This window comes from Streptomyces sp. NPDC127190 (assembly GCF_042672505.1).
In the GTDB taxonomy this organism is placed as follows: Bacteria; Actinomycetota; Actinomycetes; order Streptomycetales; family Streptomycetaceae; genus Streptomyces.
Window position 1 is genome coordinate 76,761 of sequence record NZ_JBHXVE010000025.1, and the last position, 19,912, is coordinate 96,672.

Genomic DNA, 19,912 nt, shown 5'->3' on the forward strand with positions numbered 1-19,912 from the left:
GGCCCGTTCCCCCGTGGCCAGCGCGTACGCCTCGTCGCGCAGGGCGGAAGTGCCGTACGCCCTGGAGAGGCGGCGGGGGATGATCAGCGGGAACTCGAAACGATCCCCCGGAGTCGAGACCCTTCCTCACCGAGAAGCTCAGCGGCCTGCCCGCCGTCCTGCGCCTGAAATTCCACCTCACGATGAAGAAGATCAAGAACAGCCGCTGAGCCCGGCCGAGACCGCATGGATCGAGCCACCACCCCCCATTCCGGCCACCACCCTGACGTGGTGTTTTACAGTGGCAGCCATCAGTTCCGGCAACAGGACCTGTGAGGTATTCGCGATCATGCCCGCTGAAACGCATGAGTTTCAGGTGGAGGCCCGTCAGCTGCTCCAGCTGATGATCCACTCGGTCTACTCCGACAAGGACGTCTTCCTCCGAGAACTCGTCTCCAACGCCTCCGACGCACTGGACAAGCTGCGCCTCGAGAAGCTGCGGGACGACACCCTCGACGCCGACGTGTCCGACCTGCACATCGAGATCGACGCCGACAGCGACGCCCGTACCCTCACCGTGCGGGACAACGGCATCGGGATGTCGTACGACGAGGTCGGGCAGCTCATCGGTACGATCGCCAACTCGGGCACCGCCAAGTTCCTCCAGGAGCTGCGGGAGGCCAAGGACCCGGCCGGTGCCGAGGGGCTCATCGGCCAGTTCGGCGTCGGCTTCTACTCCGGCTTCATGGTCGCGGACGAGATGACGCTGGTGACCCGGCGCGCCGGCGAGACGCAGGGCACCCGCTGGACGTCGCGGGGCGAGGGCACCTACACCCTCGAGGCGGTCGACGACGCCCCCCAGGGCACCTCGGTGACGCTGCACCTCAAGCCGGCCGACCCGGAGAACCAGCTCCACGACTACACCTCCCCGTGGAAGATCCGGGAGATCGTCAAGCGCTACTCGGACTTCATCACCTGGCCCATCCGCATGCTCCCCGCCGGGCCCGCCGGCACCGGCGAGAGCGACGAGGCGCCGGAGCCCGAGACGCTCAACTCCATGAAGGCACTGTGGGCGCGGCCGCGTGACCAGGTCTCCGACGAGGAGTACCACGAGCTGTACAAGCACCTCGCCCACGACTGGCGCGACCCCCTGGAGACGGTCCGGCTCCAGGCGGAGGGCACCTTCGAGTACCAGGCCCTGCTCTTCCTGCCCGCCCACGCCCCCCACGACCTGTTCACCGGGGACGTCAAGCGCGGCCTGCAACTCTACGTCAAGCGCGTCCTGATCATGGACGACTGCGAGGCGCTGCTGCCGCCGTACCTCCGCTTCGTCAAGGGTGTCGTCGACGCGGCCGACCTCTCGCTCAACGTGTCCCGCGAGATCCTCCAGCAGGACCGCCGGATCGAGATGATGCGCCGGCGGCTGACCAAGAAGGTCCTCTCCACGGTCAAGGAGATCAGGACCAAGGACCAGGACCGCTACGCCACCCTCTGGCGGGAGTTCGGCGCCGTCCTGAAGGAGGGCCTGGTCACCGACCCGGAGAACCGCGACGCGGTCCTCGCCGTCGCCTCCTTCGCCAGCACCCACCACGACACCGAGCCCACCACGCTCGAACAGTACGTGGCCCGGATGAAGGACGGACAGGAGGACATCTACTACCTGACCGGCGAGTCCCGGCAGAGCATCGAGAACTCCCCGCACATGGAGGCGTTCCGGGACCGGGGCATCGAGGTCCTGCTGCTGACCGACCCCGTCGACGAGGTGTGGACCGACGCCGTCGGCGAGTACGAGGGCAAGAAGCTGCGGTCCATCGCCAAGGGCCACATCGACCTCGACGCCGCGGGCGAGGACACCCCCGAGGAAGAGCGGGAGAAGCAGACCGCCGAGTACGCCGCCCTGCTCGCCTGGATGAAGGAGCAGCTCGAGGAGGACGTCAAGGAGGTCCGCCTGACCTCCCGGCTGACCGTCTCCCCGGCGTGCCTGGTGTCCGACACCCAGGACCTCACCCCGGCGCTGGAGAACATGTACCGGGCGATGGGCCGCGAGGTTCCCCGCGCCAAGCGGATCCTGGAACTCAACCCCGGCCACCAGCTGGTGAAGGCCCTCAACCAGGCACACAGCGAGCGCGAGGACCGTACCGACCTCACCGAGATGGCCGAACTCCTCTACGGCCTGGCGGTGCTCGCGGAGGGCGGCCAGCCGAAGGACCCGGCCCGTTTCGTGAAGCTGATGACGAACCGCTTGGAACGGGCTCTGTAGGTCCGTCCCACACCCCCCACCACCGGCCGTCGACCCCGAGTCGGCGGCCGGTGGCATGCGACACCCTCGTCGAAGGTGCGTGGGTGGGAGGGCCGGTCCCAACCTGGCGTGCGAGGTGATCATCTGCTCCCGGGCCTGACGGACGCGCCGGGGACGAGGGCGGTGCGGTCGAAGGGGCCGCCGTGTGAGGCGGCGTACGCGACGGCGTCGTTGACGGCATCGAGGCCGAACGACCGGACGCGTTCGGGAGCGAGATCCAGCGTGCCCGAGGCAAGGAGCCGGATGATGCCGACGTTCGCTGCCCGCGGGTACATCCACTGGCCGCGCACGGTGACCGAGTTGCGCATGAGCCATGGATACGGGAGGGCGAGGGCGTCGCCGCCGAGCATGCCGACGCCGCCCATGAGGACGACGCGACCGTACTCGCGCACGGTCATGGCCGCCGTACGCACCGCGGAGGTGGGGGCGCTCGGCGGGAGCAGATCGATCACCATGTCGATCGGGCCGTCGGCCGCCGCGGACATCGCCGCCCGGTCGACGGCCTCGTCCCCGGTCAGCGGCACCGGGCGCACCCGCGGGCCGAACCGGTCGGCGAGCAGGTCGAGTGCCGCCTGGTTGCGGCCCGGCGCGATGACGCGGCCGGCGCCCATCGCGAGCGCGACCGCGACCGCACTGCTGCCCAGGTTGCCGGTGGCCCCGCTGACGAGCAGCGTCTCACCCGCCGCGAGCCCGCCTGCCAGCAGCCCGCCGTAGGAGATGGTGTGCACGGTGAGTGCGGCCCAGCGGGCCGGGTCGTCCCCCGCGGCGGCCGGCAGCGGGAAGACGTTCTCCGTGGGGACCCGCATGAGTTCGGCGAACGCCCCGTCGTGCAGGTGCCGGGCCAGCCGTGCACCACCCTCCCCGCGGGAACTCCAGCCCTGAAGCGTGATGTCGGGAGTCAGGGCGTCGTCCCGCGAGCGCACCGTGCAGTCGCACCACACCAGGTCCCCGGCGCGCAGCCGGGTGGCGTCCGGACCCACGTGGACGATCCGTCCCACGGCGCCGACGCCGGGTGCGACGGGAGGGACCAGGGGGTAGTTCCGTTCGCCGGAGAAGACCTCGGCCGCGTACGGGGGCACGCAGGCAGCCAGCACCTCGACCACCACCTCACCCCCGCCGGCCTCCGGGTCGGGCATCTCCCGCACCGTGAGCGGTGCGCCGAACCGCGTCAGTACTGCTGCTCGCACGCGATGACCTCCATGTTCTCCGGGCTCGTCGGCATCGACACTAGGAGCCCGCCGGCCATGCGGAAAGCGACGATCGAGCATGCGTGGTATGCGTAGGGTGCATGGACATCTCCAGCACGCATCTGCGGGTCCTCCAGCAGATCGCGGAATCCGGCAGCTTCACCGCGGCAGCCACCAGGCTCGGCTACACGCAGTCCGCGGTCTCACGACAGGCCGTCTCCCTCGAACGGAGCGCGGGCACCACCCTGTTCGACCGCCGCCCCGACGGGGTGCGGCTCACCCCCGCGGGGCTGACCCTGCTGCGCCACGCCCGCACCATCCTGGAGTGTCTCGCGGCGGCCGAGTCCGACCTCACCGGCACCGGCCCACGGGCCGAACCGGTGCGGCTCGGACTGTTCCTGAGCGCGGGCGCCGCCATCCTGCCCGCGGCGCTCTCCCACCTCGCGGCCACCGACCCGCAGATCACGGTCACGACGACCGAGGGCACCACGCCCACCCTGATCCGCGCGCTGCGGGCGGGCTCGATCGACCTCGCCGTGCTGACATCCCGCCCACCCCACCGGCCCTTGGACGGCGAGTCGCCGCGCCTGCACGTCGAGACCGTCCTGGACACCGAACTGGTCCTGGCGACGCCATCGACCGGGAAGTTCGCCGGCCGCACCACGGTGCACGTCGACGAACTGGTCGACACCGCCTGGATCGCCACCCCGTCGTCGCACTCCGAGCCATTGCTCGGCGTCTGGCCCGGCCTGCCGGGCCGGCCGCGGATCGTCCACCGCGCACGCGACTGGCTGACCAAACTCCAGCTGGTCGCGGGCGGCTTCGGGGTGACGACGGTGCCGTCCCGGCTCTCGCCCGTGCTGCCGCCGGGGGTGAGCCTGGTGCACGTCGAGGGTGCGCCGTCCGAGATCCGCCGCGTTCTCGTGGCGCGGCTGCCCGGCCGCCCCACTCCCGCGATCACGGCCGTCACCCGGGCGATCACCTCGACCGTCTGACAGGCCCCCGGAGGCGGGCGGAGGCGGGCGCAGGCTACTCGACGGCCGGGTCCTCCTGGGTGCGCTGTACGGCCTTCCGCACGGCCTGCTCCAGCTGGCCACGGCCGGCTTCGGTGGCCTCGGCGTAGGAGGTGATGGCTTCCTGCACCGTGTCGGACGCCTCGCGCCAGCGGCGCAACTGGGCGTCGTAATCGTCGCCGGTCAGGCCCGCGAGTTTCGCGCGCTCTTCCTCTGCGAGTCGTTCCAGCCTGATCAGCTCATCGGGGACCTCTGCCACAGACACGGATCCTAGAGGGCGGGTGGGCTCAGCCGGCGAACTCACTCATCGTCCGTTCGGGTACGGCCGTCGCGGATGCCGGGGTCGTTGTGGCGGGAGGCGGAAACGGTGCTCATGAAACCGGGGCAGTTCGCCGTGGTGACGGAATCCTGGGAGCCGCAGTGGCGGAGGCGGGCGGAGACCGACCCGGACGAAGCGGCGAGCCGTGGCTTCCACGGGCCGGCACGCTCCCGAACCGACTACTCGAGGAAGGCGGGACTGCCCCAGTCGAGCAGGGTGGGATCGCGGAAGTCGTCCAGGGCCTCGGCGATCTGGGCGCCGATGCCGCGGTCGCCGAGTCGGCGCGCGAGGTCGGGCCACGGGTCCTGGAGCCGCCGCAGGGCCTCCGCAAAGGCCCGCGCGAACTCCGATCCGTCGGCCAGTTCGCAGGCCAGGAGGGCGCCGAAGACGACGGCAGCTCCTCCGGGGACCGGCCACAGGTGCCCGATGACGGCCTGCCGGGGGCCGGCGACGGAACGGGCCGGCCCATGGTCGTCGTAAGGTCCCTGGGCATTGGCTGCGGCGCTGTCGCAGGTGTTGAGAACGAGCAAGCGTCGCCCCGCCGTGGGCGGCAGGGGAGCGGCTGCCAAGTCCGCCAGCGGCACCTGCTCGGTGGCGGTCAGCAGGATCGCGGAGTGGTCGGGATCCAGCAGCGGGTGCCGTCCGTGCGCAGCCACCCACAGCACGTCGTAGTCGTCGCGCTCGTACGAGGCCAGGAAGTTGGCGCAGGTCACCTCGTCGCCGTCCACGACGTCGCAGCGGATCCCCGCGTAGGAGAAGACCGTCTTCAGTACCTCGGCCTCCGCGCGGGCGAAGGGAGCGTCCCCGCACCACAGTTGCACCGCCGCGACGGAGCGGTCCGCCAGCGGTTGGCGCAGACTGACCGCCAGCGGAAGCACCGGCCCGCTCCGGCGTGCCAGCAGCGCCTGGACCGGTGTCAGCGCGGGCAGCGTCGACACGAACGCTTCGGCCTTCTCGCTGCCCGCGTAGTCCGCCAGGTCGGCCACGTCGAGGTAGGCGAGCAGCGCGTCCTCCAACTCGCCGGCACAGGCGAAGGACTTGCGGCCGGTCGCGGGAGTCGTCAGCGCCGTGTCAGCCAGGCCTGTCGTGACCAGGCTCTGGCCGAGGGCTGCGTTCATCGCCGCGGTCAGTCGCACCAGCGCGGCGTTGTCCCCGGAGCTGGGAGCCGTCTGCGGCCGGTACCAGGCACGACTGCCTCCGGCAGCGAGCACGATGCACCGTCCCGTGCGCCGCTCTCCCGGCCCGACGCCGTACCAGACCGACACCCACTGCATCAGACGCTCGACGTCGCCTGCCTGGAGCAGCGAGTGCACCAGCGGCCCGGACATGGACCACACCGTGCCCCGGTCCCGCGATCGCTGCGCCGCATCCTCCTCCTGCTCGACGAGGCCGACCACCGTCTCCAGCCGGGACAGGACCGTGGGAAAGAACGCGGCCAGTTCGCCAGCGCTCATCCGCACCGCCGTGTTCGTGCTCAATGCCAGCACGGTGTACGGGTTCAGGGTGAGGCGGCCGAGAGCCCACTGGGCGATCCGGTCCGGCCGCCGGTGGGTGATCGGCGGCTGCTCACCGGACAGCAGTACGGCGATGGCACCCGCCATGGGATGGCCGGGACGCGCATACAGCAGCTCCTCCAACGCGTGCCCCAGTTCACGGGCGTCGTCGCGCTGCTCTTGCCGGACCAGGTACTTCACCAGATGCACAGCCGCCTCCACCACGAACACGTCGCCCCTCGCGAGCAGGGCCCGGCACAGGCCGAGGACGGGTTGGCACAGCTGCCGGGCCAGTTCCTCGGCCGTCTGAGCGGTGGTGTTCAGGTGGAACAGGACCGGGGCCAGCATGATCAAGGCAGGCTGCACCAGCACAGTCCATGTGTCGCTTCGAAGGGCACGGTCCAACGGCGCCAGGTCGATGTCGGCGGTGCCGGCTTCCCGGGTGACGGGAGCACCGAACGCGCTGTGCAGCCACCGCCACATCTCCAGCGGCTGCGCGTGCTCGAACGCGTGCCGCGCCGGAACCCAGCACGTCAGCATGGCCAGCGCGACACAGGCCGCCTCGGGCACGGCAGGGTCGGCAGCCCGCAACCGCTGGACATCGCTCAACACGCCGAGAGTGAACTGATCCAGCAGGCGAGGGGAATCCGACAGCCGGTCCTGCTGCTCGCGCAGTATCTGCGCAACGGCCAGGACGGTGGGCGGATCGCCGAGGTGCCCGGACACTTCCGCCCCGGCCGGCACATGCGCGGCCACGGAGGGAAACAGCTCGTGAAGCCGCATGAGCCCTCCCGCCGCCCCTGCTGTCCAGGCCTGCCCGTCGGCCTCTCCCTGGCCCGGGCACATTCCCGTGCATCTTCTCACGCACCTGCGCCCCCGCTTGCAACCCGACGGTCCCCGTGTGCTCGGATGAGGCAGGCGCAACAACGGCAGAGGGAGAAAACGATGGGCAAAACCCTGATCATCTGCACGTCGGTGTCGCACGGAAACACGCGCAGGGTCGCCGAGGTCATGGGCGAGGTGCTGGGAGCGCCCGTGGTGGAGCCGGAAGAGGCCCACAGCCTGGAGGGATACGACCTCGTCGGCTTCGGCTCGGGAATCTTCCTCCAGAAGTTCCACCCGTGTCTGCGCGAGTTCGCCGCCGCGCTTCCCCAGGGGCGGGGACGGGCGTTCGTGTTCGCGACAAGCGGTCTGCCCTCGCCTCGCTTCGGCCCGATGGTGCGACTGCTGGAAGACAAGGGCCTGGCGGTGGAAGACACCTTCTCCTGCCGCGGCTTCGACACCTGGGCACCGTTCAAACTGGTCGGTGGCATCCGCAAGGGGCGACCTGACCACACGGATCTCGCGGCGGCACGCGCATTCGCCGAGAATCTGAGGCGCACCGTCTAGGACGTGTCCGGCCCGCCCGCGCGGGTCGATGATGCGCCGCCCGCACCATGGGCGGCGACCCGCATCCGACTGTTCGGCGCGGAGGGAAGCAAGCAGCGGAGGGACAGCCCCGCGACGCGGGACGGCTCGACCACCGACATCGTTCACGGCCGAGCCTTTCCCCGCTGCTCAACGCCCCGAGGAGTCACATGACGCCCCCGCGCCGCCGAACGCGCAGCCTCGTCCCGCTCGCTCTGATCGCCGTATGGCTGGTGGTCGGGGCGCTTCTGGGGCCCTTCGCCGGACGGCTGGGCGAGGTCGCCACCGACGACCAGGCCGCGTTCCTGCCGCGCGGCGCCGAGTCCACCCGCGTCCTGCGCGAGCAGACCACCTTCCAGCAGCGCGAGACCCTGCCGGTCATCGTGGTGTGGACCGCCGACGGCGGAGAGGCCGTCACCGGGCGGCAGCGGGCGGCCACCGCGGCGGTCGCCGGGCTCGCCCGTACGCCCGGAGTGGCCGGGCCCCCTTCCCCGGCGCTGCCCGCACAGGACGGCGCCGCACTCCAGGCCGTCGTACCGCTGCGCCCCGACCAGGGCGACCGGCTCGCGCCCACCCTGGAACGGGTGCGGGCGGTGGCCGAGAAGGTGCCCGGCACCCGGGTCCAGCTGGCCGGACCTGCCGCGACCCGGGCCGACCTGGCGGACGCCTTCTCCGGCATCGACGGGGTGCTCCTCGGGGTCGCCCTGGCCGCCGTCCTGGTCATCCTGCTGCTGGTCTACCGCTCCCTGCTGCTGCCGCTCGTCGTCATCGCCGGTGCGGTGTTCGCCCTGGGGCTGGCCTGCGCCGTCGTGTATGCACTCGCCGACCACGGCCTGGTGCGCGTCGACGGCCAGGTGCAGGGCATCCTGTCGATCCTCGTCATCGGCGCCGCGACGGACTACGCGCTGCTGGTCACCGCCCGCTGCCGGGAGGAACTGGCCGCAGGCCGGGACCGCGCCGACGCCGCCCGCGCCGCCCTGCGCCGCTCGACCCCGGCGGTCCTGGCCAGCGCCGCCACCGTCGCCCTCGGACTGATCGCCCTGCTGCTGAGCGACCTCACCAACAACCGCGCCCTGGGCCCGGTCGGCGCCGTCGGCATCGCCTGCGCCCTGCTGAGCGCGCTCACCTTCCTGCCCGCCGTCCTCGCCCTCCTCGGCCGCCGCGCCTACTGGCCCGCCACACCCGAGAGCGTGGCGGGTGCCGCCGGACTGTGGCAGCGCGTCGCCCGCCTGGTCGACCGGGCGCCACGCCGGGTGTGGGCGTTCACCCTCACCGGCCTCCTCGTCTGCTCGGCGGGCGCTTTCACCCTGGACTCGCGCGGCGTGCCGCTGGACGAGATGTTCGTGCGGGACGTGCCGTCCGTGGCCGCCCAGCAGACCCTGGCCCGGCACTTCCCGGCCGGCGCGGGCACGCCCGTGGTGATCCTCGCCGACGCCGCCTCCGCCTCCCGGGTGGAGCGCACCGTGCACGACACCCCCGGCGTCGCGGCGGTGACCGCGACCGGCGCCGCGGACCACCGGACGGGGGAGCCGTGGGTCGTGGACGGCCGGGTCAGGCTGGAAGCGACCGCACAGGCGGCTCCCGACACCGAGGCCGCCCGGGACACCGTGGGCCGGCTGCGCACCGAGCTGCACGCCCTGCCCGGCGCGGACGCCCTCGTCGGCGGCTACACCGCCCAGCAGTACGACACCCTGCGCGCGGCCGAACGCGACCGCGCCGTCGTCGTCCCGGTGGTGCTCGCCGTCGTCCTGGGCGTCCTCGTTCTGCTGCTGCGCTCGTTCGCTGTGCCCCTCCTGCTGGTGCTGACCGTCGCCCTCAACTTCACCGCGACCCTCGGAGTGGCGGCCCTGGTCTTCCGACGCCTGTTCGGCTTCAGCGGAACCGATCCGTCGGTGCCGCTGTACGGGTTCGTCTTCCTGGTCGCCCTCGGCGTCGACTACAACATCTTCCTGATGTCCCGGGTCCGCGAGGAGACCCTGCTCCACGGCACCCGCGACGGCGTACGGCGCGGGCTCGTCACCACCGGCGGGGTCATCACCTCCGCCGGCGTGGTGCTCGCCGCGACCTTTGCCGCGCTCGGCGTCATCCCGCTCGCCTTCCTGGTGCAGATCGCCTTCATCGTCGCCTTCGGCGTGCTGCTGGACACCCTGGTGGTGCGCTCTCTGCTGGTGCCTGCCCTCGTACGGGACCTCGGGGACCCGGTGTGGTGGCCCACCCGGCCCGCCGCGGGGCATCCGGGCGGCCGCTTCCCGGCAGGGGAACGGCGACCCCGCACCCTCTTCCGGGAAGGGGAGAGTGCCTGACGGCCGCCTTGTGCCCCCCGAAGGACCCGATGCAGAGTCGATGCGAGTTGCCGCCCTGGCGGGCCCGGGCGGAGCGTGGCCGTGAGGCAGGGAGCCACCGGACAAGGAGCAGGCCACATGACCGCACTGGCTGTCACCGAAGCCGCACCCGCGCCCACGGCGGACCCGGAGAACGAGCTGGCCTCGCGTTTCGCGGCGGGGGACGAGGACGTCATGGAGGCGGTCTACCGCCGCTGGGGTCCCCTCGTCCTGTCGCTGGCGCGGCAGTCGCTGGGGGACGGTGCGGAAGCCGAGGACGTCACCCAGACGGTGTTCCTCGCCGCCTGGCGGGGCCGCCACGGCTACCTTCCGGGCCGTGGGCCGCTGCCCGCCTGGCTCGTGGGCATCGCACGGCGCAAGATCGCCGACGCGTTGTCCGCCCGCACCCGGCGTGCCGACGTCGCCACGGCGGCGGCGCGTGCATCGGCCTGTGTCCCGGACCCCTCGTACGCGCAGGACGCGGCCCTGAACCGTGTGGACGTCACCCGCGAGCTGCGGCGCCTGCCCGAGGCCCAGCGGCGGGTGCTCTGCCTGGCGTTCTACGGCGACCTGACGCAGACCCAGATCGCCGACGTCACCGGATGGCCGCTGGGTACGGTCAAGAGCCACGCCCGGCGCGGTCTCCTGCGCCTCGGCCGGAGTCTGACGGTCGAGCCGGGGGAGCGGGCAGGCTGACCGGACGGCTCGCGGGTGCGGCTCCCCTTCGGCTCGCCGCAGACCGTGAACTCGCCGGGGACCGTGAAGAGGGGAACACTTGACCGCCGTGAACTCCGCCGAGCAGCCTTCCGCCCAGCAGCCCGCCGTGCCGGGCGATGCCGGTCTGAGCACCGGAGGACTGGCCCGCCGCCTCGGCGTGTCGCCCATGACCCTGCGCTCCTGGGACCGACGCTACGGCATCGGACCGACCGTACGCACCGAGGGCGGCCACCGCCGCTGGACGGCGGCGGACGTGCTGACGGTGGAGGAGATGTGCCGGCTGACGGCGACCGGCATCCCGCCCGCCGACGCGGCCCGTGCCGCCCGTACGGCCACCGCCGCCCCGTCCGTCCCGGCCGAGGCCGCCGCTCCCGCACCCCCACCACCCGCGGGGCGATCACGGGCCGCCGGCGCGCTGCCGCTCGGTGACGTCCGTCAGGAGTGCCGCGGCCTGGCGCGCGCCGCCGTACGGCTGGACGCCCCCGCGCTCGACGAGCAGCTCGCCGCCGCCGTCGAGCGCCACGGCCTCGTCGTCGCCTGGCAGGAGGTGATGGTGCCCACCCTGCACGCCGTAGGACGCCGCTGGGCCTCCTCCGGTGACCGGTACGTGGAGGTGGAGCACCTGCTGTCCTGGCATGTCTCCACCGTGCTGCGCCGCAGCGCGCCGCCCGCCGTCCCCGCGGCCTCCGCCGCGGCCGGCTGCGTCCTGCTGGCCTGCGTCCCCGGCGAACAGCACACCCTGCCCCTGGAAGCGCTGCACGCGGCGCTCGGCCGGGAGGGCCTGCCGGTGCGGATGCTGGGCGCCGCGGTGCCCGCCGAGGCGCTGGACGCGGCGGTACGCCGGCTCGGCCCGGCCGCGGTCGTGCTGTGGGCCCAGGGGAGCGCGAGTGCAGACCCGGCCCTGGCCCGCCATGTCGCCGCGCTCCGCTGGGGCATGAAGGGGACCCGGCGTGGTCCGGCGGTGCTGCTGGGCGGACCCGGGTGGAGCCCCTCCCGGCCCGCCGGCGTTCTCAGGCCGGCCGGGCTGGCGCAGGCGGTGGAGGCGCTGCGGGCTCTGTCCACCAGGGGGTGAGCGGACGGCCACCGCGAGCGGACCGACACGGGAGGTTCAGGTTCGCTCTCGGGCCCGCTTGAAGCGTTCCAGACCCTCGGCCAGGGACACCACCGGCTCGGGGTAACCGGTCCTGGAGCGCTCCCGCGGGGGGAGTTTCCACGGTTCGTGCACGGTGGCCCCCGGCACGTCCGCGAGTTCCTCCACCCAGCGCCGTACATACGCTCCGTCCGGGTCGTACCGCTTGCCCTGGGCGACGGGGTTGAGCACCCGGTTGGGCCGGGTGTCGGTGCCGGTGCCCGCCATCCACTGCCAGTTCAGCTGGTTGTTCGCCACGTCGCCGTCGACGAGCAGGCCGAGGAAGTGCCGGGCCCCGACCCGCCAGTCGACGTACAGCGTCTTGGTGAGGAAACTCGCCGTCAGCAGCCGGCCCCGGTTGTGCATCCAGCCCTCCTGGCGCAGCTGCCGCATCGCCGCGTCCACCATCGGGTAGCCGGTACGGCCCTCCCGCCATGCCTCGGCATCCGCCTCCGCCGTCATGCCGGCGCGCCACCGGTCGCGGCGCGTGCGGTAGTCGTGCGCCGCGGCGTCGGGGCGTGCGGCGAGCACCTGGCGGTTGAAGTCGCGCCAGGCGATCTGCCGTACGAAGGCATCCGCCCCCGCCCCGCTGGCCCTGCGCGCCCGGTGCACCACCTCGACCGGGGACACGGTGCCGAAGTGCAGATGGGGGGAGAGCCGGGAGGTGGCGTCGCCCGCCAGGTCGTCGTGCCGTGCCTCGTAGCCGGCCACGCCGGAGCGCAGCCACGCGGTGAGCCTGCGCCGCCCCACCGTCTCGCCGCCCGCGCACAGTCCGGGGGACACGCCGCTCACCTCGCCCCGCTCCGGCAGCGCGGCCGAACCCACCTCCTCCGGCACGCTGACCCTGCGCGGCGCTTCCAGCACATCCCGCAGGCCGTGTTCGGTCCAGCGCCGGTAGTACGGCGTGAACACCGCGAAGTGGTCGGAGGAGGCCGGCGTCACTGCCCCCGGGGCCACGGCGGTGCTCACCGTGTCGTGTACGTACAGGCGCCGCCCGTCGGCCTCCAGCGCCCGGCGCAGCCGCCGTTCGCGGGCCTGCGCGAAGGCGCTCACGTCGGCGGCCATGTGCACCTCGTCGGCGTCCGCCTCGGCGGCCACCCGGCACACCTGCGTGACGGTGTCGCCCTCGCGCAGCACCAGCCGGCCGCCCCGCTCCCGCAGCCGGGCATCGAGGTCCCGCAGGCAGTCGGCGAGGAACGCGAGCCGGTTCGGCGCGGCGAACTCCGCTGCGTCGACGGCCGGGTCCCGCACGAACAGCGGTACCACCCGGCCTCCTCCCTGCACTGCGGCGTGCAGCGGCGGGTGGTCGGACAGACGCAGATCACAGGTGAACACGACGACCGACGTCTGCATGGGGGCTCACTTCCGCTTCCGGTGAGGTGACTCTCGGATGGTTTCGCATCGTCGGCCGGTGGCGGATGCGGCGGGCCGCCGGCGGCCCCGTTCGGGTGCGTGCGCATCCGCGGGGGCGGCCGGCGGGGAAGTGTCCGGGAAGACGCCGGAGTGCCGGTTCCGCGGGGGAAACGCCGCTTGAGGAACGAGGAGAGGTGGTGGCCGTGCCGGGTGGATCGGTGGCCGCGGACGTCGTCGTGGTGGGTGCCGGGGTCGCCGGGCTCGCGTGTGCCCACGACCTGGCCGTCGCCGGGCTCGACGTCACGGTGCTGGAGGCGGACGACGCGGTCGGCGGACGGATGCGCACCGACCGGGTGGACGGGTTCACGGTGGACCGCGGCTTCCCGTGCGTGGACCCGGCCAGGGATTCAACCGTCCAGTAGTCCGCAGTCCGCGCGGCCGACGGCGGTGTCAGAGCGGGGGCCTCCTTGCGGTGACCCATAGCCCGTACCACTCCTCGTGGGGGCGGTCCGGCTCGCGCAGCGCAGCGTCCCGGCACCCGGCGTTGCGCTCGGCAGCAACCTCCTGGTCAGCGGGCACTGTTCGCCGGGGCGGGTGTCGGGCCGGCCGCGGGCGTGCCGGGGGTGGTGGTGCGCAGGACCCCGGCGGTCGCGGCAGTGGCGGCGCACATCAAGGTGAGCAGCAGGAAGGCGTGGTTGAGGGCGGTGACGTGGGTGAGCCAGCCGATGACGGCGGGGCCGGCGAGCATGCCGAGGTAGCCGAGTGCGGCGACGCGGGAGACGTTGGCTCCTGCGGCGGCGGGGTCGGCGTGGCCGGCGGCGCTGAGCAGCTGGGGAACGCAGCCGGACAGGCCGAGGCCGAACAGCGCCCATCCTGCGAAGGCCGCCCATACCCAGGGGGTCAGGGCGGCGACGGTGATGCCGACGGCCGCGGTGAGCGCACCGTAGCGCAGGACCGCCATCGAGCCGTAGCGGGTCACGATCCGGTCGGCGAGCAGGCGGCCGGTGGTCATCGCGGCGGCGTAGGTGCCGTACGCGCATGCCGCCGTGCTCGCGGGCGTGCCGAGGACGTCCTTGAGGTGCAGAGCGCTCCAGTCGTTGGCCGCGCCTTCGCACAGCATGACCATCAGCGCGAGGACGGCGAAGATCCGGATCCGGCGGCGGACGTTGCCGGTGCCGCTGGCCGCAGGGGCTTTGGCGGTGCCGCTTCCGGCGTGGTCGGCTTCGGCGGGCGGTGTGGTGGCGGGCAGCAGGCTGCCGGCGGTGAGCAGGGCGGTGGCGAGGCCCGCGGCGCCGAGGAGGGCGAGGGTGGCGGTCGGGCCGAGGCCGGCAGCGGTGGCCGCGGCGGCGGCCAGGGCGGCGATCACTCCGCCGACGGAGAAGGTGGCGTGGAAGCCGGACATGACCGGCCGCCCGTAGGCCTTCTCCACGTGGACGGCGTGGGCGTTCATGCTCACGTCCAGGCAGCCGTTGGTGAACCCGAAGACCACCAGCGCGACGGCCAGCGTCCACGGGTTCGGCGCGAGACCGGGCAGCACCAGCGACCCGGCGCACAGGGCCCCGGACGCGGGGACGACGACGCGGGCGCCGCGGCGGTCGGTGACGCGGCCGGCAGCCTGCATGCCTGCGAAGGCACCGAGGCCGAGCAGCACGAGCAGGCCGCCGAGGGTGGCGTGACTGATGCCTACGCGCGTTTCGATGGCGGGGATGTGGACGACCCATGCGCCCATGAGGGTGCCGCAGAGAACGAAGTAGACGTAGGTCGCCACGCGGGCGGCCCGGAGGGAGGGTTTCATGCCCTCGACCATAACGAACATATTCCATGTTCGAAACTCATCTAACGAACATCATTGTTGTGTGTTGGCTGGATGGGGTTCAATCTCGGTATGAACACCGCGGAGCGTCACACCCTGATCGCCGAGACCGTCCGGGACGCCGGCAGCGCGACCGTCCTCGAACTCGCCGAACTCACCGCCGCCTCCGAGATGACCATCCGGCGGGACCTCGACACCCTGGCAGCCCAGGGCATCCTGGAACGCTTCCGCGGCGGTGCCCGCACCCTGCTCCTGCGCGGCGAGGAACCGCCGTTCGCGCTGCGCGCCCGCGAGGCCGTCGACGCCAAGCGCCGGATCGCCGCCGCCGTCTCCGCGCTGATCACCGACGGCGAGACCGTGCTCCTCGACAGCGGAACGACCTGCCTGGAGGTGGCCCGTCTGCTGCGCGAACGCCCCGTGACCGTGATGCCGCTGTCCCTGCCCGCCGTGCACGTCTTCGGGGACACCCCCGGACCGGCCACCCTCCTTGTCCCCGGTGGCCGCCCCCGCGCCGCCGAAGGCGCCCTCACCGGCCCCCTGGCCCTCGCCTCGATCTCCGCCCTGCGCTTCGACACCGCCGTCCTCGGCTGCTGCGGCCTCGGCGCCGCCGACGGTCTGACCGCCTACGACCTCGACGACGCCACCGTCAAGAAGGCCGCCATGGCCGCCGCCCGCCGTACGATCGTGGCCGCCGACAGCGGCAAACTCGGCCGCACCGCCTTCGCCCACGTCGGCCCCGTACGACTCCTGCACACCCTCGTCACCGACACCGGCGCCCCCGCCGATCAGATCACCGCACTCGAAGCGGCAGGCGCCACGGTCACCACCGTCTGACGACGGCCCTGGGCAGGGGGCAGCTTTCCGGGCGGGCACTCATCTGCTGCCGACACCTCTCCGGCAGGCAGGTAGGACGAGGATCCGCCGTCACGGCACTTTCCGGGCTGAGATGGAGGTAGTAGCGCCGGGCGAGTGTCAGTACGCCTGGCGACAGCTGGGCCTCAGTGTCCGGCGAGGGTGTCGAACCAGGTGCGGATGAGGGGGTAGGAGACCAGCGCCGAGCCGTTGTGGTCGGCGGCGCCCGCGTCCATCACCGGCGCGTCGACCCCGGCAGCCGCCAACTGGGCTTTGCAGCTGAGGGTGTTGGCGGGTGCCACATCCCGGTCGCCGTCCGCGTCGTAGAGCCGGACCGGTACGTGCGGGGCCCACTGGCAGGCGCTGTCCGCCACCCGGAACATCTGCGCCAACTTGCCGGTCGGATGTTGGAGTTGCCGCAGGAAGGCGGGGGTGAACAGCTGCCGCAGGCTGTCCGGGAGGGCGGCGGCCACCTGCGGGTCGGTGTGCTCGCCGTCGAACAGGTCCGTGACGGTGCGGTCGTAGGGCGCCTGGAAGGCGTCGGAGGGCGAGCCGTAGAGCCGATGCAGCCGGTTCCACGCGACCACCATGTCCGAGGCGTAGAACGTGGCATGTGTGCCGAGAAGTCGGCCGTCGAGGGCGGCCGGTAGCTCGCTGCCCGTCAGGTCGTACGGTCCGCTCACCGGGGCCAGTGCGGTCAGCCGGTACCCGGGGACCTGCCCGTGCTGCAACGCCCGCCCGATGCTCATTGCGGCCGCCCCACCCTCGGAGAAGCCGGTCACCAGCACCCTGCCGTCGGCGCGCATGCCGTGCCGGGCCTCGACCTCCCGGGCGGCGACCAGCAGGTCGGTCGAGGCCGTGGTCTCCGAGGGCGCGTCCAGGTACGGGTGGGTGCCGGGCCCGACTCCCAGCCCGAGGTAGTCCGGTGCCACCGCGGCGAAGCCGTCCCCGGCGAACATCACAGCCGCCGCGCGGTTGGGCCCGTCCGCCACTGACGGAGCCTCACCTCGGTAGGCCATGGTGCCGTGCGCGTACTCGACGGTGGTCAGTGCGCGCGGCCCCGGATCACGCGGGAGTGCCACCAGCCCGCTCGCGGTGGTGGGCCGCCCCTTCGGGGTGACGGTCCGGTAGACCACGCGCTCCAGCTCGACCCCGCCCCGTTCGGCCGGGGTGACGAAGCCGGCGTCCCGGACACTGTTGGTGGCCTGCCGGCTGTCCAGCAAGGCGAGCGGGGTGACCGAGACCACGGTGCCGCGGTGCGCCCGGCCGGCGCCCAGGTCGGCCGCCGTCGCGGTGGCGCTGCCGGCCCCGGCGGTCAGGCAGAGGACGGCGGCGCCTGCGGACAGCCGCAGGGCGGTGCGGCGGCGCGACTGCTGCTTCGGTATGGGGTCGGTCATCGAAGTCTGCCCTTCGTTCGGTTGCGCTGCCGGGGGTCTTCCGGTGCCCCCTACGCTTCCAGCGGGGCGAGCCGCGAACGAGGGAGCTGCCGGGAGTGTTGGGGTGGGGACAACCCCCGGTACCTCCGGGGCAGAACGAGACCACCGTGCCGAGCTGACGCCAGGAGGGGGGTGACCACCCCCAGGACGAACCGGTCGAGCACGCCCTCGGTCGATCCCGTGGCGGACTGACCAGCGAAATCCACCGTGCCTGCGACGGCAAAGGACGCCCGCTCGCGATCCTGCTGACGCACGGCCAACGCCACGACAGCATCTGCGCACGCCCGCTACTCGAACGCATCCGAGTTCCCCGCACCGGCCTGGGCCGACCACGCTGCAAACCCGACCAGACCTCCAGGATTCGACCGGCAGCTGGGAGCCGTCCGGGGCATCGCGCGGCAGGGTGCCCGTAAGAGATGGCCCGATGCCGTCAGGCTCCTTGCAGCCGCGACAGCGGGCAAAAGCACGCGTGCGATGGCCTCCTGAGTCCGATGGTGATCGGCCCACCACGACCGCGGACCGGATCGGCCGGCATCGGCGGCTCGATCCGGTCCCACATCGCGTCAGTGATCACTCACCCGACGGGCACATCCGCTTTGCGCGGCTCAGCCGCGCACATGCAGCCCGAAACCTGTACGGCCCGCGGGCTCCAGCCCCTCCTTCAGGTGCAGGGAGGGGATCTCGTAGTCACCGAAGTTCTGCCGCCGGAACGCGATCGGCTCGGTCGACTCCAGGGTGAGCAGGCGCTCTTCCCAGGCCTTGGCGATGTCCGGGTAGTCCTCCTCGCCCAGCCGGTCGGTGCCGAACAGTACGAACGGTGGCAGCACCTCGATGCCCGGGTAGTAGAGGATGCCGTGCTGGATCGGGAAGAGCAGATCGTCGATGGGGCCGTTGATCCCGCGGGCGGCGTAGTGCGATTCGGGGCCGCCGACGGTCACCGACAGCAGGGCCTTCCTGCCGGCGAGGGTGCCTTCGCCGAAGCGCTCGCCGTACTTGGTGTCGCTGTGCTCGCCGACGCCGTACGCGAAGCGGTAGGTGAAGACCCGGTCCACCCAGCCTTTGAGGATCGCGGGCATGCTGTACCACCACAGCGGGAACTGGAAGATGATCATGTCGGCCCACAGCAGCTTCTCCTGCTCGGCGACGACGTCCGGGGTGAGTGTCCCGGCCTGGAAGGCCCGGCCGGAATCCGCGGCGACCCTCAGCGGCGTCGAGGCGTTGGGGCCGTAGTCCGTGGCGTCCACGACCGCCTTCCAGTTCATCGCGTAGAGATCGCTCACCCGCACCTCGTGCCCGGCGCTCTCCAGCGTGGACACCGCGAGGTTCTTCAGCGAGCTGTTGAGCGACTTCGGCTCCGGGTGGGCGTGGACGATCAGCGTCTTCATGACGGGCTCCTTCGGATCGGATGCCTTCGATCCTGGACGCGGTGGCGCCCGGCGTTCAGGGACGCTTCGTCCATCGGACTGGGCTTCCTGGTACTGGCAGGGCCACCTTCACGGGCAGTGCCGAGGCCATACTGGAGGCATGGACGATCTTGCGGGCTTCCTCCGGACACGGCGTGCCCGAGTCGACCCGGCCGCCGCCGGCATCCCCGCCGGCAGCCGCCGCCGGGTCCAGGGGCTGCGCCGTGAAGAGGTCGCGCACCTGTCCGGGGTCAGCGTCGACTACTACATACGCCTGGAACAGGGCCGCGCGACCCAGCCGTCCGAACAGGTCCTCGACGCGCTCGCCCGCGTCCTCGGTCTGGACGAGACCGAACGCGGGCACCTCGAGCGGCTCGCCCGGCAGCGCCGCCGCCGCACGAAGGCGCCGAGCGGCCGGGTCCGGCCGGAGCTGCTGCGCGTCCTCGGTCTGGTCACCGACGCACCCGCGCTGATCATGGACCACCGCCTGGACGTGCTCGCGGGCAACCGCCTCGCCGGGCTCCTGTTCGGCAAGCCGATACCGGGCCTGAACATCGCCCGGCACATCTTCCTCGAGGAGGCCGAGCGCGGTCTGTACGCCGACTGGGAGACATGCACCCTCGACGTGGTCGGGCACCTGCGCCTGGCCGCCGGCACGTACCCCGACGACCCCCGCCTGACCTCGCTCGTCGGCGAGCTGGCGATGGGCAGCGAGCGCTTCCGCCGGCTGTGGGCCCGCGCCGACGTACGCGCCCGCACCCATGGACGCAAGGCCTACCGGCACCCCCTGGTCGGACTCCTCGAACTGCACCAGGAGAACTTCGCGCTGCCCGACGAATCGGGCATGGAGCTACTGGTCCTGTCCGCCGCTCCCGGCAGCCCCGCCGAGGACGGACTGCGCCTGCTCGCGAGCCTCGACGCGGACAGCGGTGACGTGCCCCGCGCAGTGAACGCCGAGGTGCGCGAGTAGCCCTGAGCGGTGGGGCGGTGCCGCCGAAGCGTGACACGCTGTCGGCGGTCTGGGGCGCTCCGGGGACGGAACGGGACCGCGCGGTGGTACGGCATCGACATCGACCGTGTCGCCGTACGGCAGCAGCCGGCCGCACGCGGCCGCTCGCGCCCGCGCCGTCCTCCCCGGTCCTGGACGGCCCGGCCGGCCTCGTCGCCGGAGCGACCGTGTGCGCTCGGCTG

Annotated in this window: 15 protein-coding genes and 2 pseudogenes; 9 read left to right on the forward strand and 8 right to left on the reverse strand. The window is 72.6% G+C overall.

Annotation, left to right across the window (positions count from 1 at the left end; translation table 11 throughout):
- Positions 1-328 precede the first annotated feature (328 nt).
- Positions 329-2,239, forward strand: coding sequence for a molecular chaperone HtpG (gene htpG / locus ACFVIU_RS30460; protein ID WP_385846439.1), 1,911 nt, complete (start codon positions 329-331; stop codon positions 2,237-2,239).
- Positions 2,240-2,358: 119 nt separating this feature from the next.
- Here htpG and ACFVIU_RS30465 read toward each other — a convergent pair whose 3' ends face one another.
- Positions 2,359-3,465, reverse strand: a complete 1,107-nt coding sequence (locus ACFVIU_RS30465; RefSeq protein ID WP_385846441.1) for an alcohol dehydrogenase catalytic domain-containing protein — start codon at positions 3,463-3,465, stop codon at positions 2,359-2,361.
- A gap of 101 nt (positions 3,466-3,566) precedes the next feature.
- Here ACFVIU_RS30465 and ACFVIU_RS30470 point away from each other — a divergent pair, with 101 nt between their 5' ends.
- Positions 3,567-4,460 (forward strand): LysR family transcriptional regulator, encoded by an 894-nt coding sequence (locus tag ACFVIU_RS30470; RefSeq protein ID WP_385846442.1) that lies wholly within the window; start codon positions 3,567-3,569, stop codon positions 4,458-4,460.
- A gap of 34 nt (positions 4,461-4,494) precedes the next feature.
- Here the strand turns inward: ACFVIU_RS30470 and ACFVIU_RS30475 are convergent, their stop codons facing one another.
- Together ACFVIU_RS30475 and ACFVIU_RS30480 are read right to left on the reverse strand one after the other, a co-directional pair.
- The gene (locus ACFVIU_RS30475; RefSeq protein ID WP_385846443.1) at positions 4,495-4,737 is read right to left on the reverse strand and encodes a hypothetical protein; all 243 of its coding nucleotides are present in this window, start codon (positions 4,735-4,737) and stop codon (positions 4,495-4,497) included.
- 239 nt (positions 4,738-4,976) lie between these two features.
- The gene (locus tag ACFVIU_RS30480; RefSeq protein ID WP_385846445.1) at positions 4,977-7,073 is read right to left on the reverse strand and encodes a CHAT domain-containing protein; all 2,097 of its coding nucleotides are present in this window, start codon (positions 7,071-7,073) and stop codon (positions 4,977-4,979) included.
- Positions 7,074-7,235: 162 nt separating this feature from the next.
- Between ACFVIU_RS30480 and ACFVIU_RS30485 the strand changes: the two genes are divergently transcribed.
- The 4 genes from ACFVIU_RS30485 (at position 7,236) to ACFVIU_RS30500 (ending at position 11,807) form a co-directional block, all read left to right on the forward strand.
- The gene (locus ACFVIU_RS30485; protein ID WP_385846446.1) at positions 7,236-7,679 is read left to right on the forward strand and encodes a flavodoxin family protein; all 444 of its coding nucleotides are present in this window, start codon (positions 7,236-7,238) and stop codon (positions 7,677-7,679) included.
- 188 nt (positions 7,680-7,867) lie between these two features.
- The gene (locus ACFVIU_RS30490) at positions 7,868-10,000 is read left to right on the forward strand and encodes an MMPL family transporter (RefSeq protein WP_385846447.1); all 2,133 of its coding nucleotides are present in this window, start codon (positions 7,868-7,870) and stop codon (positions 9,998-10,000) included.
- A 117-nt stretch (positions 10,001-10,117) separates the two neighbouring features.
- Positions 10,118-10,714: an RNA polymerase sigma factor gene (locus ACFVIU_RS30495; RefSeq protein ID WP_385846448.1), complete on the forward strand. Its 597-nt coding sequence runs from the start codon at positions 10,118-10,120 to the stop codon at positions 10,712-10,714.
- A gap of 187 nt (positions 10,715-10,901) precedes the next feature.
- On the forward strand, positions 10,902-11,807 hold the full coding sequence (locus tag ACFVIU_RS30500) for a cobalamin-dependent protein (RefSeq protein ID WP_385846486.1): 906 nt from the start codon (positions 10,902-10,904) through the stop codon (positions 11,805-11,807).
- Positions 11,808-11,843: 36 nt separating this feature from the next.
- Here the strand turns inward: ACFVIU_RS30500 and ACFVIU_RS30505 are convergent, their stop codons facing one another.
- A complete protein-coding gene (locus ACFVIU_RS30505; RefSeq protein ID WP_385846450.1) occupies positions 11,844-13,217 on the reverse strand; it encodes a cryptochrome/photolyase family protein in 1,374 nt (457 codons plus the stop codon).
- A gap of 197 nt (positions 13,218-13,414) precedes the next feature.
- On the opposite strand from ACFVIU_RS30505, the pseudogene ACFVIU_RS30510 reads away from it, so the two are divergent.
- Positions 13,415-13,618, forward strand: a pseudogene (locus ACFVIU_RS30510) (FAD-dependent oxidoreductase); the annotation flags it as partial.
- A 167-nt stretch (positions 13,619-13,785) separates the two neighbouring features.
- Here ACFVIU_RS30510 and ACFVIU_RS30515 read toward each other — a convergent pair.
- Positions 13,786-15,012, reverse strand: a complete 1,227-nt coding sequence (locus ACFVIU_RS30515) for an MFS transporter (RefSeq protein ID WP_385846452.1) — start codon at positions 15,010-15,012, stop codon at positions 13,786-13,788.
- Positions 15,013-15,102: 90 nt separating this feature from the next.
- Between ACFVIU_RS30515 and ACFVIU_RS30520 the strand changes: the two genes are divergently transcribed.
- Positions 15,103-15,864 carry a DeoR/GlpR family DNA-binding transcription regulator gene (locus tag ACFVIU_RS30520; RefSeq protein WP_385846453.1) on the forward strand — a complete coding sequence of 254 codons (762 nt, stop codon included), beginning with the start codon at positions 15,103-15,105 and terminating at the stop codon, positions 15,862-15,864.
- Between the two features lie 164 nt (positions 15,865-16,028).
- Here ACFVIU_RS30520 and ACFVIU_RS30525 read toward each other — a convergent pair whose 3' ends face one another.
- The 3 genes and pseudogenes from ACFVIU_RS30525 to ACFVIU_RS30535 all read right to left on the reverse strand — a co-directional run bounded on the left by ACFVIU_RS30525 (position 16,029) and on the right by ACFVIU_RS30535 (position 18,703).
- On the reverse strand, positions 16,029-17,279 hold the full coding sequence (locus ACFVIU_RS30525) for an alpha/beta hydrolase family protein (RefSeq protein WP_385846455.1): 1,251 nt from the start codon (positions 17,277-17,279) through the stop codon (positions 16,029-16,031).
- A gap of 509 nt (positions 17,280-17,788) precedes the next feature.
- A pseudogene (locus tag ACFVIU_RS30530) lies at positions 17,789-17,877 on the reverse strand (IS5/IS1182 family transposase); the annotation flags it as partial.
- Between the two features lie 46 nt (positions 17,878-17,923).
- On the reverse strand, positions 17,924-18,703 hold the full coding sequence (locus tag ACFVIU_RS30535; RefSeq protein ID WP_385846456.1) for an NAD(P)H-dependent oxidoreductase: 780 nt from the start codon (positions 18,701-18,703) through the stop codon (positions 17,924-17,926).
- Positions 18,704-18,842: 139 nt separating this feature from the next.
- On the opposite strand from ACFVIU_RS30535, the gene ACFVIU_RS30540 reads away from it, so the two are divergent.
- The gene (locus tag ACFVIU_RS30540; protein ID WP_385846457.1) at positions 18,843-19,691 is read left to right on the forward strand and encodes a helix-turn-helix transcriptional regulator; all 849 of its coding nucleotides are present in this window, start codon (positions 18,843-18,845) and stop codon (positions 19,689-19,691) included.
- Positions 19,692-19,912: the final 221 nt, after the last annotated feature.

What these genes read in the sequence shown, in the direction of transcription:
- ACFVIU_RS30495 (WP_385846448.1), top strand. Translation starts at nt 10,118, where the DNA reads ATGACCGCACTGGCTGTCACCGAAGCCGCACCCGCGCCCACGGCGGAC.
- ACFVIU_RS30480 (WP_385846445.1), bottom strand. Translation starts at nt 7,073, where the DNA reads ATGCGGCTTCACGAGCTGTTTCCCTCCGTGGCCGCGCATGTGCCGGCC.
- ACFVIU_RS30540 (WP_385846457.1), top strand. Translation starts at nt 18,843, where the DNA reads ATGGACGATCTTGCGGGCTTCCTCCGGACACGGCGTGCCCGAGTCGAC.
- ACFVIU_RS30520 (WP_385846453.1), top strand. Translation starts at nt 15,103, where the DNA reads ATGAACACCGCGGAGCGTCACACCCTGATCGCCGAGACCGTCCGGGAC.
- ACFVIU_RS30505 (WP_385846450.1), bottom strand. Translation starts at nt 13,217, where the DNA reads ATGCAGACGTCGGTCGTCGTGTTCACCTGTGATCTGCGTCTGTCCGAC.
- ACFVIU_RS30525 (WP_385846455.1), bottom strand. Translation starts at nt 17,279, where the DNA reads ATGACCGACCCCATACCGAAGCAGCAGTCGCGCCGCCGCACCGCCCTG.
- htpG (WP_385846439.1), top strand. Translation starts at nt 329, where the DNA reads ATGCCCGCTGAAACGCATGAGTTTCAGGTGGAGGCCCGTCAGCTGCTC.
- ACFVIU_RS30490 (WP_385846447.1), top strand. Translation starts at nt 7,868, where the DNA reads ATGACGCCCCCGCGCCGCCGAACGCGCAGCCTCGTCCCGCTCGCTCTG.
- ACFVIU_RS30470 (WP_385846442.1), top strand. Translation starts at nt 3,567, where the DNA reads ATGGACATCTCCAGCACGCATCTGCGGGTCCTCCAGCAGATCGCGGAA.
- ACFVIU_RS30535 (WP_385846456.1), bottom strand. Translation starts at nt 18,703, where the DNA reads ATGAAGACGCTGATCGTCCACGCCCACCCGGAGCCGAAGTCGCTCAAC.
- ACFVIU_RS30485 (WP_385846446.1), top strand. Translation starts at nt 7,236, where the DNA reads ATGGGCAAAACCCTGATCATCTGCACGTCGGTGTCGCACGGAAACACG.
- ACFVIU_RS30515 (WP_385846452.1), bottom strand. Translation starts at nt 15,012, where the DNA reads ATGAAACCCTCCCTCCGGGCCGCCCGCGTGGCGACCTACGTCTACTTC.
- ACFVIU_RS30500 (WP_385846486.1), top strand. Translation starts at nt 10,902, where the DNA reads ATGACCCTGCGCTCCTGGGACCGACGCTACGGCATCGGACCGACCGTA.